This is a genomic window from Vibrio fortis (genome assembly GCF_024347475.1).
In the GTDB taxonomy this organism is placed as follows: Bacteria; Pseudomonadota; Gammaproteobacteria; order Enterobacterales; family Vibrionaceae; genus Vibrio; species Vibrio fortis.
The window spans coordinates 661,856-678,841 of the sequence record NZ_AP025488.1 but is presented as its reverse complement, the minus strand read 5'-3'; the positions used below and the strand labels follow the sequence as shown (position 1 = coordinate 678,841).

Genomic DNA, 16,986 nt, shown 5'->3' with positions numbered 1-16,986 from the left:
ATATTGCGAACACAACAAGCTAAACCAACGTAAGGCTCAGCTTATACTACCGGCGTCTAAAATCGTCATTTGATATTTTTGTGGGCTCAAGCCACTCACCCTTTTAAATGAACGAGAGAATTGCGGCAAATCGGAAAAAGAGAGTTGAGTGGCGATATGAGTTAACGGGTAGCCCTCTGTCATCAACTCGACCGCGCAAGTGAACATTAAACTGTCTTTTAGTGCTCTAAACGTCGTGCCCTCTTCGCCCAATCTACGTTGTAAGGTTCTGGGCGATGTTTTTAAAAGATCAGCGGATCGCGCGATGGTCAAGTCGAGATCCTTGGCGTAAGGGTATAAAGCCGTAAATACTTTCTCGGTATAACTTGAATGCCAGTCTTGCTCGAGTAATGGTCTATCTAAAACTCTTCCCGGCAAGTGCAACTCGGTATCTAAGATCACATCTTCAACGTAAATTTCGATTTTTGAATCATTGACATAATATTGGCACGTCTTTGAAATAACACCTCGATGATATTCAACATTTGGTGACTGAACCTTAATCTTTGAAGGCTGCCAATCTGTGCGAGACAATGTTCGAATGAGTTCAACGATATAAGCTATCGCGTAAACTTCCGACCAAACAAATTCTGAGCTGTCTTCTGTTTTTCGTTTACACCAGTACCAGCTCTCTCCGTAAGTAACATCCAACCCAACATCTACATTTGTGGAATCATGCAGATAAATATTGCTGGTTTCGCGCAAAGCGTCCCTTACGGTTTTACAATGTCGAAACTCGCCGACTAATCGCTGGACAGAGTTTCGTTGCAACGCAGTCTTAACTAGCTGTTTAAACTGCTCGACCTCAAGTTCACTCGCCAACAAGGAAACCAACTTCTTAACTGAATCGTGCGGGATAAATGCTTCATCGAGATCCATAAGTTGTGAGGGCAGACCAGACTCGGCAATCAACGGGTGCGGATCAAGCCCCAATTTTATGTAGCCAGCCACCAAATATTGCGCGTATCCACACTTGATAAGAGAAACCATCTTGTTTGCGTTCCGTTCTTTCATTCCTACCCTTACGCTCTGTTCTTAAAGTGACAACCACTAAAATCTGGTGGTTTGGCGCAAAATGACAAATTCATATAAACAAAACGTTTAGAATTTAAAAAAACTGCGATCCATTACTTCATTAATTTTTTGAATTTACTACAAAAGTAAACTAATTTTCTATTAGCACCATTAAATCGTATGCCTGATTGCAACAAATGTAATGGGTGAAAATAAAGTATAAACACCGTTAGCACCACCACCAAAAATTGTCACTTTTATATGGGAACTACTCATGAGAAATAACGAAGATTTAGAAGTTGTGATATCAAACGCATTCACCAAATCTTTGATCCGATTTTCCACACTAGCATTCATCATCATAGTTTGTTCATGGGCGTTTCTTCCTTTCTTGCCGATTTTGCTATGGGCTCTTGTGCTGGCGATCGCACTCTACCCTGTTCGCCTATTCATTGAAAAGAAGACCAAATGGACACCAGCAAGAAGCTCAACTTTGATTGCTTTCATAGGGGTCTTAATACTGGGAATCCCGACAGCTTTAGTTGGTAATGCATTCGCAACAAACATCTTACTGGCGTTTGATGCCTATGAAGCCGGAACTCTTGTGTTACCAGCACCCACCGAAAATGTAAAAGACTGGCCACTTATTGGCACCAACCTTTATGAAATTTGGAAGGAAGCATCCCTTGATCTCACTGGCTTTGTAGAAGATCGTCAACCTCAAATCAAAGAGGTGTTGAACTGGTTTGTTGAAACAGCAAGTGGCGCTGCAAAAAGTGTATTTCTTCTGATTGGAGCAATCATCATCGCTGGCATTATGCTCGCTTGGGCGCAACCAGCCACTCTTTCAATCAAAAAAATCTTTATTAGCTTCTCCAACGAACAACGAGGCACAGAGCTACATAAGCTGACAACCGCAACCATTCGTCAAGTGGCGATCGGTATTATCGGCATCGCCTTCTTAACTGCTTTGGTATTCGGTCTTACTGTAAATTTCGCATCAGTTCCTGCTGCCCCATTACTGACTATTGTCGCCCTGGTATTTGCTATCTGTCAGATACCCGTAACTTTGGTCGCTATTGTTGCTTCGGCTCTACTTTGGTCAGGAAACGACACTTCAACCTTACACAACACCATCTTTACGGTGTTGATGATTGCAGCGAGCTTAACGGACAACTTCCTAAAACCAATGGTACTCGGTAGAGGCTTGGAGGTTCCGATGCCAGTCGTCCTAATTGGTGCAATCGGAGGCATGATGTCAGGCGGAATTCTTGGCATGTTCATTGGTGCTGCCTTCTTAGCAGCGGGTTACCAAGTCTTTATGGCGTGGGTGGCAGCGGAAAGCGATAGCGCGACGCAAGCTGTGCTTGAACAACCGGAAAAGAGTACAAACAGCTAAAACAATAAAATGGGCGGTAGCCATGCTTACCGCTCTTTCCTCATCCTCAACCAATCTTTAATTACAGTGAAATAGAATAATGGATAGATTCGTAAAGGTTGTCGCGTGCCTAGCAGCCGTTATATTTCTTTGGTATGTGGCCGCAGACAGGATTACACCGTTTACTTCCAACGCTAGAGTGAAAGCTGTCGTGACGCCTATCATTCCAATGGTAAGCGGGACTGTCATCGATATACAGGCCGTGAATACGGAAGCTGTAAAGGCTGGCGCTCTGCTCGCTCGTATCGACCCTCGTCCATTTGAGCTTGTTCTTGAAAGAAGAAAAGCGGAACTAGAAACGACAACTCAAGATGTTGGGGCCTCGTCATCTGAAGTTGAACGAGCACAAGCACAGTTGACTCGACAACAAGCCAACCTGGAAAGTGTAAAAGTTCAGACAGCGAGATGGCTTGAGTTAGAAAGAAAAAGATTAATTCCTAAAGCAAAAGCAGATGAAGCGAGGGCTAGTTTATCTGATGCTGAAAGCGCCGTAGAAGTGGCTCGCGCAGAATATCAAAGTGCGGCATCGAGGCTAGGCAGTGATGGTCAAGATAACCCTAAAGTCCGCTCTGCTTTGGTGAACCTTGCACAAGCAGAGTTAGAGCTCACTTATACTGAATTAAGAGCACCATCTGATGGCGGCGTGGTCAATTTATCAGTTGCTGCTGGAGCTCATGCACAAGCAGGTCAACCAATAATGACATTCATTGATGGTAGAGATATCTGGATCGAAGCCTACATGACCGAGAACAATGTCGGCAAAATCGATGCAGGCGACAGCGTGAGCGTTGTGTTGGATACACATCCTGGACGAGTATTTAAAGGAGAAGTTGAAAGTATTGTTTCTGCGGCTTTTCATGACAACCTTGGGGCTGACGGTCTGCCAAACCCATCCACTAACAACAACTGGCTGAGAGAGCCACAAAGATTCCCTATAAGAATCGTACTAACGGATTACAGAAGCGCCAATAGCGACGATGACGTGAAGCTGTTTCTCAATGGCCAAGCAGACGTCATCATCTACACTGGCGATAACACGTTAATGAACCTTTTAGCGTCAGCCTATATAAGAACTATGTCTCTGTTAAGCTACCTATACTAGCCGTTATGCCGATGTTTTTATCAGATTCTATGCTCAGATATGGGCTCCGCGTCGCCCTCACGCCTTGGATTGTTTTTGTCTTGGGCTTAGGTATAGGCTGGAAACTCTCTTTTGTCGGAGCTGTACTCACAAGCTTATTTATCCTATCTCCAAAACAGGTGCCTGCTCAGTATGCTATTAAGCTGATCATAGTGGCTTACGTATACATGATTGGAGCATGGTATCTCTCTGCGGCTACGCGCTTTTATCCAGGGGCAACGTTAATGCTCGTTTTTGTTGGGGTCTTATTGTCTTACAAGCTTCTGGTTGTTAAAAAAGACATACTTACGGTAGTAATGGCATTACTTGGTGCGTTACTGATTCCATTACAGATGAAATCGAACCCTACTATAGCGTGGGACCTTGCAATTTGGCTGCCTCATAACCTCTTAATTGCATGGTTAGCCAGTAGCCTCGCGTTCCATCTACTACCTGCAGACGATTCGGTAAACTCACCTCAAAAATCTGATGAAAACTATTGCGAAAACAGACGCTGGTTAAGGTTAAGTATAGCGTTTTTGCCGTTTGTTGCTTTCTCATTCATTACGAGCAGCGTCAGTGCATTCACGCTTACTTACCTTGCAGTACAAGTTACTCAGTTTGCCGCCACCAGCAACAATTTCGATATGATAAAAGGAGCGATGATTGGCAATATCGCTGGTGGTTTGATGGCTGTTTTTGCTTATGAGGTGATTGTCATCGCGCCATTTCTCCCATTGCTTGCTCTTGTTCTGTTGCTTGGCTATGCATTACTAGCTCAACAACTGTTAAAGGGAAATGTATTCGCTCCGACCGCAATGACCGCCTTCACTGTTGTATGCGGTGTTTCACTGGGGCCGATTATGGATGATGCAGAAGGAAAGATTTTTGTAAGGTTGACGCAAATAGCTTTCGCAATGGCCTACATTTTCGCTGCGATGCTCATTATCAACAAGATGCTCCCTGACAAAAAGCCTCAGCCTCAATCAGAATGAGTGAATACTCTTCAAGGACTTGCCGTCGTGCCGTAACAGACCTGATTATTTCAGTGTTCAACCTCTACGCAAAAAATGCCGCTGTCCGCCCCGTTGGCAAGACCCAATCACCAATGTCCAATCACGACATACCTGTTGTCGTGTTGTTCACTCGCTTGTTGCCTGCTGCACTCTTTAAACTCACGCCATCTTTTCGAGTTTAGAGGTTGTTATGATCCGTTTCTTACTGTGTAGTTTTAGCTTTGTACTGCTCTACCCAACTGCCATTGATCTGTATTTAGTTGGGTTACCGCAAATCGCGGCGGATCTGAATGCGACCGAATCACAGCTGCATACCGCGTTTTCGATTTATTTAGCAGGTATGGCTAGCACCATGTTATTGGCAGGCAAAGTGGCGGACCAACTGGGAAGAAAGCCTGTCATCATTATTGGGGCTTTGATCTTTATTGCGGCGTCTGTGTTTGCGGGCAGTACCCAACAAATCTCAGTATTTTTAACTGGTCGCTTCTTCCAAGGGGTTGGGGCTGGGGCTTGTTATGTGGTCGCCTTTGCAATTCTTCGAGATGTACTGGATGATCAAGCCCGAGCAAAAGTGCTCTCTATGCTCAATGGCATCACCTGTATTATCCCAGTGATTGCGCCAGTGGTTGGCCACATGATCATGCTCTACTCTCCGTGGCAAACCCTATTTACAGTAATGGCAGCGATTGGTGTAGTGGTATGCGTTCTCGCCACCTTTGTTCTGCGTGAGACCTTAACTAAAGAGCGATCTAACGCCACTCTCGAACAGAGCTCAGAGTCTTTTATCAATGGCTACTTCTTAAGAAGACTGGTTATTACGACATTAGGCGTTGCCACAATACTTAGTTATGTGAACGTATCACCGATGGTGATCATGGGGACGCTAGAAATGGATCGTGGCGGTTACTCATCTGTCATGGCATACACCGCATTGGCGGGTATGCTCACCTCCTTTTGTACGCCATTTATCTTGAACCACGTGAATCAGAAAACCCTTATCGTTAGCGCACAACTTCTGTTTGCGACTGCGGCAACTGGGTTGTTGTTCTCTTCTCAACTGCACCTTGCTACACCTTATTACCTCGGATCGTTCGTCGCCTTATGTATTGGCTTCTCTTTGGGCTTTGGGGTAACAATGAGTCAGGCCTTAGCGCCATTTAGCCAACGTGCAGGGGTCGCTAGCTCACTACTTGGTATTAGCCATGTCTCTTTCTCTGCGGCGTATATCTGGCTAATGGGAGCGTTAGGGATTAATGCATTGAATATTCTAATCTTTATCCTAGTCTTAGGTAGTATCACCAGTTGCGGTCTATTACTATTAGAACGAGTACAAACAACGAATCGTCACTATGAAGAAAGCTCTCAACCGTCTTGATCTCAACTTACTTTTCACGCTGCAATTGCTTGTGCAAGAGCGCAGCGTGTCTATGACGGCGAAAAAACTCAACGTTACGCCGTCTACCGTGAGTAAGTCTTTAAATAAACTAAGGGATTGGTTTGATGATCCGCTGTTTGTAAAAACACCAAAAGGGTTAGCACCTACGCCTCTAGTTGAGAGTATGGAACAAGACCTGTCAGACTGGTTGCAGAAAAGCCATCAGCTCATGGATAAACGCAGTGAAGCGGCAAACAATAAGGTGCACTTCGATCTCCATATCGAGTCTCCCTTACTGCTCACGTTTTTGAACGACCTACTACTCAAAATTGATCAGAGTTATCCCAATGCGAGCATTAAGACCAGCAATTGGGACTACGATTCAATAGATGCTCTAATTCGTGGTGAGGCTGATATTGCGTTCACGGGGCGAGAAACTCACCCGAGGTCAAAAGAGTCTCTGGATTTGATGCCCTACTCTATCGACTTTGAAGTGTTGTTCAACGACGAACCTAAGGTGTTTCTGCGAGACGATCATCCTGCTCTAAAAGAAGAGTGGGCGCTCGATACCTTCCTCAAGTACACCCACATCAACATCGTGTGGGAGAAAAGCGAAACATGGGCTCTTGATGAAGTCCTGAAAGAGATAGGGAGAACCCGAAATGTTGGGTTGACCCTATCTAGCTTTGAGCAAGCTCTTTATATGGCAGCGCAACCGGAGCATCAAATGCTGACAACCTCTCCCGGCTATTGTGAAGATTATATCAAGCAACTTCATCCCAATTTAGTCGCACTGCCGCTACCGCTAGCAGGTGAACAGTTAGAGAAACTGACGATCCCATTCACCATGATGTGGCATAAGCGTAATGCTTATAACCCTAAGCTTGTTTGGCTCAAAGAGACACTCAGAAGCTTAATGACAAACTAACTCTAACTGGAACCTTTTCCTGCACACTAGACCCTGTTCACAGCCTCCCGCAATGATTGTAGCGAGGCTTTTATTTGCTCTAATGGTGCAGCAAAGTTCATGCGATAAAAGTTCTGATCGGGTTCACCAAACCAAGTACCGGGAGTCAATGCCAGTTTCGCGTCGTTCACAAGCAGTGACTTAAGTTGCTCGGCCTCTAGACGCAATCCAGTAAAATCAAACCAAATCTGGTTAGTGCCTTGTGGCTTGAATACCTTAACTTGCGGTAGGTGTTCTGCCATGAACTCAATGATCCAGTCGCGACTCGCTTGTGTGTATTGAAGAAACAGTTCAAACCATTCTTCGCCTTGTTGGTAAGCCGCGATCGTCGCATACGTTGTAAAAGCGTTGCCGTGACTCAGCGCCATGGATTCGACTGTCGCGTTGATTTGCTCTTTCAGGTCGTTATTAGCCGCGTAAATGTAACCATTGGAGATGCTATTCAGGCCGAAGTTTTTAGCGGGAGAGCCAATGATGGTCACGCTCTTCTCATAATCGAACTCAGCCAGGCTGGTAAACTTCGCGCCATCAAAAATGATATCTGCATGCACTTCATCACTCACGATCAAGGTCTGGTATTTCTCTGCAATCTCAACCATTCGAGCCAGCTCTTGCTGTGTCCATACTCGACCAACAGGATTGTGAGGGTTACACAATAGAACCATCTTCACGTTACCGTCACGAAGTTGTTCCTCAAACGCATCAAAATCCATGACATAACGATCTTGTTCAATCTTAAGCGTATTGTTGACCGCGGTTCTACCTGCCGACTCGATCAAGCGGCGGAACTGGTGATAGACAGGAGTTTGGATAAGGACACCCTCACCTTTTTCCGTAAATTCGCGAACCAATAGAGCAATGGCACTTAATACACCTGGCACTTGCACAAACTTGGCTGGATCTAACTCCAAGCCGTGACGTTTCTGGTTCCAAAGCGCAATCTCTTTAAAAATTGTTTCAGAATCAAACTCATAGGAGTAAGTTTCGCGACTTACCAAGCCCTGTATCGCTTGCGTAATTGGTGTCGCGATAGGAAAAGCCATATCGGCAATCCAATAAGGGGTAACGTCATCCGAACCATAGACTTGTTTGAGCATTTTGCTGTCGTGCTTGATGAATTTATCAAGGGCGTTTTGGTTATCTGGAATGGCTTTAAACATCGTTTCTCTCTGTTAGTTTCTAGTTTTCTACCTATAAGACGCTACAACATGGAAAAAGACGCAAATTATTTCGAATTTTTTCTTAGAATCATGTGAAAACGTTTGAAGCTTGTATTTGCGAAACTGTGTTGCATCGATACACCCACTATGAGACGTATATTGAATTGCTCAAAGAATTTTCACCAAGGCTGCCGCAGTCAAAATTAAGCCAATGAGAGTCTTGTCACTAGTATCCCGAACGACCGCACGTTAACATCATCTGAATTCGTAAACGGTTTGAGGTTATAGATGCTAGTTACCCAGCAGGATATCTATCATTCAGATGAGCTACTGCAATTATTGCAAAGCAATGAGAACAAGTTGAACCTGCGCTCTACGATACTTCCTAGTGGTAAAACCATCTTGCATCAAGGTGACGAGATAGAAGACATCTTGTTTATATGCCAAGGAGAAGTGTCACTGTATCGAACTTCTGAAGGAGGACGGCGCTATCAGTTGGGCTGCTACAAACACAATGGTTTTCTTGGACTCATGGAACTATTTTCTGGCAAAACATGCTTCTACTCCGTTGTTTTAGAATCTGAAGCCCAAGCTTATATTGTTAATGGCAGTGCTTTTCAGCAACTGGTGTGCGAAACGCCAGAGCTTGCCGCCAGCACATTCAAACACCTCACATCGAAATGGTATCTATCCGTCGAGAGAATGACTCGTAATATACTACACTCAATCACCTACTGCGTTGTCGATGACTTACTCGAACATGAGGCGCAATCATCTGGTCAGCCTTATACCGCGAATAAGAACCTTGAGTGTGAAAGGCTTGGTACTAGCCTAAGAGTTTACAATCGTATTTTAAAACAACTGTCTGAACGTGGCGCAATTCGTGTTCATCGCAGCTACTTGGAAGTGTTAAGTGTTTCGATACTTGAGCAAGTTCGATTAGAAGAAGTAGAAAAATAGAGCGACACCATTAAGGTCGCTCTATTCGCACTAGAGTCTCGCGCGAGATCTATATAAATCGTTTAGTTCCAGCGCTGATGCTTGAGGATGTTCTCAGACGTGAAGTTAGGGTAAGCCATCTTCCAAACATTCAAACCATCATGTTCTTCGGTTGAATACTTATCGAAAAATGTTTCTAGTTCATCGCTCATTTTGTTTTGAAGTGCCGCTTGAGGTGGCTCAGATAAGTAACGCTCTCCCATCGGGTTTGCCAAGTCATACCAATTGTCTTGTGGTGAGCCATCTTTCGCGTAGTAACGAACCAATTTCCAACGCCCATTTGTGATCATCCGTGAGTTACCACGTTCTGCAATTTGGTACTCTTTCCAATCTCTTACACGTTCACCTTTCATCATTGCAAGCAAGGATTGCCCTGGACCGTAGCTATAGTCATAAGGTTTGCCAGCACTTGCTGCGTCTAGAATCGTTGCATGTAGATCTAGAAGGTCAACAAACTCGCCACGAACTTGTTTAGTGCGAACCATAGACTTAGGACCTTTAATGATAAATGGGATCCTAACCGTCTCTTCATAGTAATTATATGGGAAGCTCGCATTCACCTTGCCGTATAAACCATATTGGCCCATCAATAAGCCGTGGTCAGAAACAAACGCGATCATGGTGTTATCCAGTAACCCTCTACCTTCAAGGCTATCAAGAAGCTGACCGACTTGATCATCCAGCAGAGAGACAGCAGCTAAATACTGGGCTAGGGTTTCTTCGTGGTTGCCGGGAGTAAGCGTGTAATCACTCATATTATCCAGAGCAGAGTTACCACCAAATGCCACCACTTTATGGGCGATTGGACGATATTTCTCAACTAAACGTTCTGGCAGATCTTCGAACGGAAAGTGTGGTTCCACATAGTTTAGACTAACGAAGAACGGTTTATCGCTCGGCTGATCGATGAATTTCACCGTCTCTTTTGTTAGGTATTGAGCTTGAACCCCAGTATGTTCAACATTTTTACCATCACTTGAAAACAGCACGGTACCGCTGTGAAGGTATTGGTTTTTCCAACCAGCTTTGAGCGCGTCATAGCTCAACCAGCGATCAAAACCACGAATCGGATCTTTACTGTCTGTCGTGGCATGCCATTTACCGATGAGTGCGGTTCTATAGCCAAGATCTTGCATGCGCTCTGACAGCAATTTCTCACCATCGAGCCAATTGGCATCAAACTCTGGATTCTCCGCTAAGAAGTCATAAACACCATGTTGAGATGGCATTTTACCGGTATGAAATGATGCCCGTGCAGCACTACTCACCGGCGCAGGTGTCATCCCATTTTCAAATCTAACCCCTGTTTCAGCAAGATAATCAAGGTTTGGGGTGTCGATGTACTCTTTGTTTTGTAGCCCTGTTGCCCATTGCCCTAGGTCGTCCGCCATGATCACGAGAATATTGGGCTGTTCAGGCTCTTGGTTAGCGACAGCCACATTTGCCAATGTCATTGCTCCTAAAGCAAAGGCACTGGTGAGGGGGTTAAATTTAAACTTCATTGTTTCACTCCGAGAGGTTGCTCTTTTCTTTTTATGATGTCCATGAGCGCTGTGGTTGGGTAACCCGACTCATGCAGTTTTTTCATTAATTGAAAATAAGGTTGGCTATAGCGATAGAAGGTTTTGTATCCGCGACAAAGGTAGTTCTGCTCGGGTTTTGCCGCTGACGATAGGCCAAAACGGTGTTTAGGGCAGCCACCATTACATAAACTCAAATAGGGGCAATTCAGGCAATCGTTCGACAGGCTTGTTTGTTTGCTCTGTCCAAATTCATGACTCTCGATAGATTGGTTGATGGTGCTAATCGAGGTTGAGTGGATATTGCCGAGCTTAAATTCTGGATAGACGTAATGATCGCAAGCGTAAATATCACCGTTGGCTTCTAGAGCAAAGGCGTTACCACAGGTGGGTGCAAATATGCAGGTTTGAGATTCCTGACCGGCTGTTAGCGCAAATGTATTTTCAAACCACTGTATCCAAATCGTGCCAATATCTTTTCTTACCCAGTGATGAAAGATGGTCGACATAAACAGCCCAAACTTTTCACCATCAACACTCCAATCGGTCACTTGACTCGACTCCGCTCTTCCGGGGTGCAAGAGGGTGAGGCCGTCGCTGGTTGTTTCTGTGGCTTTGCGCTCGACAAGAGGAATAAATTGCATGTGCTGACTGCCTAAGCTTTTCAGGTAGTCATAAATAACTTCGGGATGCTCGACACTCTCGTGGTTCACTACGGTCAGAGTATTAAATTCAACTTGGTGCTGCTTTAGTAGAGCAACCGCTTTTTCAACCAAGTGATGGGTTGGCTTATCACTACGGGTGCGTCGATATCTATCATGGATTGCTTGAGGGCCATCAATCGAGATTCCGATTAAGAATTGATGCTTATGAAAAAACTGACACCATTGCTCATCAAGCAATAAGCCATTGGTTTGGAGTGTGTTGACTATCTTTTTCCCCGCGCCATAGAGACGCTGTAGCTCTATTGCTCTCTCAAAAAAAGATAGCCCTAGCAGAGTGGGCTCGCCTCCCTGCCAAGCGAAGACGACTTGCTCTGTAGGTTGCGCTTCAATCTGCTGCTGCATATAACGCGACAGTGTCTCGTCACTCATATAAGCCGTTTTGCCCTGATCAGGGTATAGGTGCTGTTTTTCTAAATAGAAGCAGTACGTGCAATCAATATTGCACTTTGAACTGCTTGGCTTTGCCATTACGTGGCACCCTGTGACTGCGCTCATACATCGACTCCTATTTAATCTGGAGCCAATGATAAAAAGTCATTGATAGAGCAAATAGGACATATGTCCTAAGCGCTGCCAAAGTAATAAAAATCGGGGCTAGATCACGCTATACGAGCTGACATTTATTGTGCGAAGCTTGGTTTAATTAGTTACCTACAGCAGTCGATTCTTATACTGCTCTGGTGTTTGTCCTGAGTACTTCTTAAACATAGAAATGAAAGGACTAGCTTGGTTATAACCTAAAGTCAGAGCGACCTCTTTCACTGATTGGCCATTACGGAGCAAGTCCATCGAATAGAGATAACGAACCCGCAATCGCCATTCGGTGAAACTCATCCCCAGCTCACTTTGGCAATGGCGTGACAAAGTACGCTCTGTAGTGTGGACGCGCTCCGCCCAATCTTTGAGAGAAATCTCATCGGTTGGATTCTCCTCAATCGCCGCTAGGATTGGAGCTAGGTATTTGTTATCAGTGGACGGCAAGAAGTGATGTTCGACTTGTCGCTCTGCTAGTTGATCAAGCAATACTTGAACTAGCCGTTTGTCTGGTTCGCTCTCAGCCACATTGATACTTCTCTCGCGAAAATCATCAATGATCGACGACACGATCGGCGTGATCTTTATCAGGCTGGTCTTTTCTGGCAGATGTTGTGTTAGCTCTGGTGCGATATTCAGTGAGCAGTAATCTAATGGTTTGCGATTGTAACTGCAGTGCATTACGCCAGCAGGCACCCAAATGGCGAGGTGAGGTGGCGCTAAGAAACGTGTTCCTTCGGCTTCCATTTCCAGAATTCCGCCACTGATTAGCTGTACCTGTCCCCAAGGGTGGCTATGGACTCGGGTTTCAGTATTAGAGAGAAACGCTTCGAAATTCATAAATACGTTGGATGGTGCCTTATCAATTGATAAGGACGGATGAAGGTTTCTTGTGTGTTTTTTCAAACTTGTCTTCCTATCGCGTTCGATGTCTTTTTAAAGATATCTGTTAGTGTAACGACCTGTCAAACTATGCACATCAACTCATTTTGCGATGGAATTCACATGTCATATCTTCTGCCATTTTTTACTGTTTGTATTTGGGGTGCCAATGCCATTGTGAATAAGATGGCGGCGAGTGTTATCGAACCTAGTGCAATGAGTTTTTTCCGTTGGTTTGTCGCCATGCTCCTTCTTACACCTTTTTGTCTGCCGAGCGCCATTAAACAGTGGCCGGCGATTAAGCCTAACCTCGCTAAGCTAGCCTTTCTGGCTTTATTGGGAATGGTGTTGAACCAATCTCTCGGTTACTACGCTGGCCTCACCACCAGCGCGTCAAACATGGCATTGATCACCTCATTGGTACCGTTGATCAGCGTATTTTTAAGTGTTCCACTGCTACACAAGTCGATTTCAGGGCTGAGTATTGTCGGTGGTGTGCTGTCGTTGTCTGGCTTAGCCTTCATGCTAGGTAAAGGCGACCCACTGTTTTTCTTGCACCAAGAACTTACCCAAGGTGATGGCTATATGTTGATTGCAGCCTGCGTCTACGCCTCTTACTGCGTACTACTTAAACGTTGGAAGATGCCTGTAAGCAACTGGGTAGTGATCTACATGCAGGGCCTATTTGCAGTCGCGATGTTAACACCATTATGGTTGACCAGTGAGCAACTGATGCCTTCTCAAGCGTCACTGCCACTCATCGCTTATGCCGCAATCGCTGCGTCGGTATTGGCACCTTGGATGTGGGTAAAAGCTATCGACGCAATTGGAGCCGACTCTAGTGCTATGTTTATGAACCTACTACCAGTTGTTGCCGTCGTTCTCGCAGCAACTTGGCTTGGCGAGACAGTACATGACTACCACTTCATGGGCGGCATCATGGTTATCTCTGGGGTGATCATGGCGCAAATCAAAAGGAAGCAAGTGGTCAAAGCGGCTATTCCTCAGCAGGGTTAGCATTCAACACTCAGGCTTCAAGTTGAGGTAAATGTAGCTCCAATATACTTACCTTCAGAAGCGAAATGAACCGCAGCGTTTGTTTCGCTTTTTCTCTCTGATTTAGCCAAGAACTCCATACTGTTATCAATGATTAATAACCCTACTATTTGTTGCAATATTGTAATTATTCCTTTTTAATGCATAAAGTTCTGTTTAAGTCGTAAAGGAATTACAATGACTAAATCACCCTTATCTATCGTCCTCCCTACTCTATTAGCTTTAGGTTCTACTTCTGCTATCGCTGCACAGGTTCCATCAGAAGCCTTACTAGCCGATGAGCAATATTTTGTTCGCGGTAATGGTGCAGAGCCCAACACATTAGATCCAACGTTTGTTAACTCAGGCATGCCAGGGGATATTATCGTCAATGACATGTTCGAAGGCTTCGTGATTGAGAATCGCGACGGACAAATTATCCCAGGACAAGCTCAAGATTGGCATTTCAGCAATGATGGTAAAACCGTCACCTTTACTCTGAAAAAAGGACTTCAGTGGTCAAACGGTTCACCCGTTACAGCGAATGACTTCGTATTTGCGTGGCAACGTGCAGTCAACCCAAAAACAGGCAATAACACTAGCTTTGTGTTCAAGACAGCTAATGTGGTTAATGCAGAGGAGATCATCGCTGGCGACAAAGCCCCTTCAGAACTGGGAATTAAAGCTCTCAGCCCACTGACTGTCGAAATCAGCTTAAGTAAACCTACTCCCTACTTCATGAGCTTAATGAGTATTAAAACCTTCTTCCCCGTTCCAAGTGAACTGGTTAAAGAGAAAGGTGATCGTTGGACACGTGCAGAAAATATCGCAACGAATGGGGCCTATACGCTCTCAGAATGGGTACCAAACGAGTATGTTAAAGTCGAGCGTAATCCTAAGTACTGGGACAACAGTTCGACCGTGATCAACGGCGTAACTTATCTTGGTTTATCGTCTCAAAATGCAGAGTTAATTCGTTATCAATCCGGCGAAATTGATATGACCAACCGTGTCCAGCTTGAGTATTACCAGAAGCTGATTAAAGAGAGTCCAGAGCAAATCAAGGCCCAAGCTCTGCTCGGCTCCTATGTGTATTCGTTTAACACGCGCCAAGCTCCTTTCGATAATGTAAAAGTTCGTCAAGCATTAAGCATGGCGGTGAACCGCGAGATCTTAGTTGATAAGATCACAGGGCAAGGTGAGCCAGAAGCGTACAGCGTGACACCAAGCAACATTCCAAACTACCAAGCACCAAAAGCAGATTTTAAGCAGTTAGACGCAAACCAAAGGTTGAGCAAAGCCAAACAACTTCTACAAGAAGCCGGATATACCGAAGATAATCCACTTGAGTTTACGTTGACTTACAACACTAGCGAGAACCACAAGAAGATCGCGCTTGCTATCGCCTCAATGTGGAAGCCTTTAGGGGTGAAGGTCGAACTAGAAAACATGGAATGGAAAGCCTATGTAGCGGCAAAAAGTTCTGGTGACTACCAATTAGCACGCTCATGGGCGTTTGGTGATTATCCAGAGCCCTCTGCGTTGCTTGAAGGCTTTACTTGCGGTCACACCTCTAATGAAAGCGGATTCTGTAACCCAGAATTCGATAAACTGATGCAGCAAGCGAGCCAGATTACCCAGCAAGATGAGCGTTTCAAGGTATACCAACAAGCTGAGGAGTTACTCAACGATTCAGCTGTAGTCATTCCTCTTTATCACTACAACCACACTCGTTTGGTACGTAACTCTTTGAAAGGTCTACCGGTTAATAATCCTAAAGGAAACATCTACGCGAAAGACCTATATTTTGTCGAAAAATAACCAATAGATGGCTAGTAATAACACACCATTCGATATAATATAGGCTTTAATTGACCAAATACTCAACGGTCAGTTGGCATATAAAACGAGAGGCTAGGATATTAGCCCCAATATGAAAAACACCGAGCTCAAAACTCGGTGTTTTTTCATATCTGTATCAGTTAATTCTAACAATACCTATCTCCCCAATATTTCCCCGCTCAACCCGCAAACTCTACTTTTAATTCCTACGACTAAAGTATATGTTATTGGTTAGTAACATAGTTGTTGCAGCCCAAGATAATAATTAAAAGGACTAGAGATGAGCAGTAGTCAAAATGGAAAACGCGACGTAACTTTGCGCTTTTTAGCTGAGCCCGGAGATGTCAATTTTGGTGGTAAAGTTCACGGTGGTGCCGTGATGAAATGGATCGACTTAGCGGCCTATGCGTGTTCAGCAGGTTGGAGTGGCAAATACTGTATCACTGCTTACGCAGGTGGTATCCGATTTGTAGCGCCAATTCACGTGGGTAACTTGGTCGAAGTTAGCGCAAAAGTCATCTATACGGGGTCTTCATCAATGCATATCGCTATTGATGTTCAAGCAAGTGATCCTAAAGAACTCAACAACCGTCTCACGACTCACTGTATTGTTATCATGGTTGCAGTTGATGAGAATGGCTTACCAACCAAAGTGCCAGAATGGGTACCAGAGACTCAAGAAGACATCGAACTGCGAGACTCTGCTGTTCGCTTAATGAACATGCGCAAAGAAATCGGTGAAGAGATGGAAGCGCACGTTAAATACTTGAAGTAATTCTTAAGGTTACGCACTTTACTCTTAAGTGCGTGACTCCCCTTCCTCAACTTACATCTTCCATAACTAGCCAAGCTGTAAAATATTATAACTGTAATAAAGTCGTCATTTAGCTCTGCTTAAATACTGCCATCTTACATGGACACCAACGTATTTCTGGAGCAACTCTTGAGCGTCACGCGCACTACTTTGAGTGAATCAACCCTTAACAACCTAAAAGCGGTTGAGTATCAATGGGTCAGGACCCTGTATGTAGAAGGCTATAACAACGAAGAGATCAACCATTATATCCAAGCGTGTTTTGGCGGTGATAACACCTTCGCAGACCTCTTCAGACGCGTCGCATTAGACCAAGAGAGTATCTACGTATTACTACAACACCTAGGTTGCGCTCCTTCCAATAGAGAACTATAACCCAATACATTTCAGCAAGTTATAAATAGCGAACTATTGATAAGCGCCTATTCCTCTAGCTCGCTGTATCTCCAAACTGCCTTGCCATACAGTTTTTATGCAACACGAATCATTGTTGCATTACTTTCATT

At 44.6% G+C, this 16,986-nt stretch carries 15 protein-coding genes; 10 read left to right on the top strand and 5 right to left on the bottom strand.

Annotation, left to right across the window (positions count from 1 at the left end):
• Positions 1-36: 36 nt before the first annotated feature.
• Complete coding sequence (locus tag OCV50_RS17570) at positions 37-1,029, bottom strand: AraC family transcriptional regulator (protein WP_261905101.1); 993 nt, start codon at positions 1,027-1,029, stop codon at positions 37-39.
• Between the two features lie 298 nt (positions 1,030-1,327).
• Here OCV50_RS17570 and OCV50_RS17565 point away from each other — a divergent pair, with 298 nt between their 5' ends.
• The 5 genes from OCV50_RS17565 (at position 1,328) to yidZ (ending at position 6,930) form a co-directional block, all read left to right on the top strand.
• Positions 1,328-2,452: an AI-2E family transporter gene (locus OCV50_RS17565; protein WP_261905100.1), complete on the top strand. Its 1,125-nt coding sequence runs from the start codon at positions 1,328-1,330 to the stop codon at positions 2,450-2,452.
• A gap of 79 nt (positions 2,453-2,531) precedes the next feature.
• Entirely contained in the window at positions 2,532-3,593 is a 1,062-nt protein-coding gene (locus OCV50_RS17560) for an HlyD family secretion protein (protein WP_261905099.1), read from the top strand.
• A 5-nt stretch (positions 3,594-3,598) separates the two neighbouring features.
• A complete protein-coding gene (locus OCV50_RS17555) occupies positions 3,599-4,606 on the top strand; it encodes a DUF2955 domain-containing protein (RefSeq protein WP_261905098.1) in 1,008 nt (335 codons plus the stop codon).
• A 211-nt stretch (positions 4,607-4,817) separates the two neighbouring features.
• Positions 4,818-6,002: an MFS transporter gene (locus OCV50_RS17550; protein ID WP_261905097.1), complete on the top strand. Its 1,185-nt coding sequence runs from the start codon at positions 4,818-4,820 to the stop codon at positions 6,000-6,002.
• Positions 5,977-6,930, top strand: coding sequence for an HTH-type transcriptional regulator YidZ (gene yidZ, locus OCV50_RS17545; protein WP_261905096.1), 954 nt, complete (start codon positions 5,977-5,979; stop codon positions 6,928-6,930). The genes OCV50_RS17550 and yidZ overlap by 26 nt, the downstream gene beginning before the upstream one ends.
• A 26-nt stretch (positions 6,931-6,956) precedes the next feature.
• Here yidZ and OCV50_RS17540 read toward each other — a convergent pair whose 3' ends face one another.
• The gene (locus tag OCV50_RS17540; protein WP_261905095.1) at positions 6,957-8,129 is read right to left on the bottom strand and encodes a MalY/PatB family protein; all 1,173 of its coding nucleotides are present in this window, start codon (positions 8,127-8,129) and stop codon (positions 6,957-6,959) included.
• A 288-nt stretch (positions 8,130-8,417) separates the two neighbouring features.
• On the opposite strand from OCV50_RS17540, the gene OCV50_RS17535 reads away from it, so the two are divergent.
• Complete coding sequence (locus OCV50_RS17535; RefSeq protein ID WP_261905094.1) at positions 8,418-9,089, top strand: Crp/Fnr family transcriptional regulator; 672 nt, start codon at positions 8,418-8,420, stop codon at positions 9,087-9,089.
• A 62-nt stretch (positions 9,090-9,151) separates the two neighbouring features.
• On the opposite strand, the gene OCV50_RS17530 is transcribed toward OCV50_RS17535, so the two are convergent.
• The 3 genes from OCV50_RS17530 to OCV50_RS17520 form a co-directional block, all read right to left on the bottom strand.
• Complete coding sequence (locus OCV50_RS17530) at positions 9,152-10,630, bottom strand: sulfatase family protein (RefSeq protein WP_261905093.1); 1,479 nt, start codon at positions 10,628-10,630, stop codon at positions 9,152-9,154.
• Positions 10,627-11,868, bottom strand: coding sequence for an anaerobic sulfatase maturase (locus tag OCV50_RS17525; RefSeq protein WP_261905092.1), 1,242 nt, complete (start codon positions 11,866-11,868; stop codon positions 10,627-10,629). The genes OCV50_RS17530 and OCV50_RS17525 overlap by 4 nt, the downstream gene beginning before the upstream one ends.
• Positions 11,869-12,024: 156 nt before the next feature.
• Positions 12,025-12,813, bottom strand: coding sequence for an AraC family transcriptional regulator (locus tag OCV50_RS17520; RefSeq protein WP_261905091.1), 789 nt, complete (start codon positions 12,811-12,813; stop codon positions 12,025-12,027).
• A gap of 99 nt (positions 12,814-12,912) precedes the next feature.
• Here OCV50_RS17520 and OCV50_RS17515 point away from each other — a divergent pair, with 99 nt between their 5' ends.
• The 4 genes from OCV50_RS17515 (at position 12,913) to OCV50_RS17500 (ending at position 16,855) form a co-directional block, all read left to right on the top strand.
• Positions 12,913-13,806, top strand: coding sequence for a DMT family transporter (locus tag OCV50_RS17515; RefSeq protein ID WP_261905090.1), 894 nt, complete (start codon positions 12,913-12,915; stop codon positions 13,804-13,806).
• A gap of 216 nt (positions 13,807-14,022) precedes the next feature.
• On the top strand, positions 14,023-15,645 hold the full coding sequence (locus tag OCV50_RS17510) for a peptide ABC transporter substrate-binding protein (protein ID WP_261905089.1): 1,623 nt from the start codon (positions 14,023-14,025) through the stop codon (positions 15,643-15,645).
• A 301-nt stretch (positions 15,646-15,946) separates the two neighbouring features.
• On the top strand, positions 15,947-16,441 hold the full coding sequence (locus OCV50_RS17505; RefSeq protein WP_032550487.1) for an acyl-CoA thioesterase: 495 nt from the start codon (positions 15,947-15,949) through the stop codon (positions 16,439-16,441).
• Positions 16,442-16,609: 168 nt separating this feature from the next.
• Entirely contained in the window at positions 16,610-16,855 is a 246-nt protein-coding gene (locus OCV50_RS17500) for a hypothetical protein (RefSeq protein ID WP_239839630.1), read from the top strand.
• The last annotated feature ends 131 nt before the right edge of the window (positions 16,856-16,986 follow it).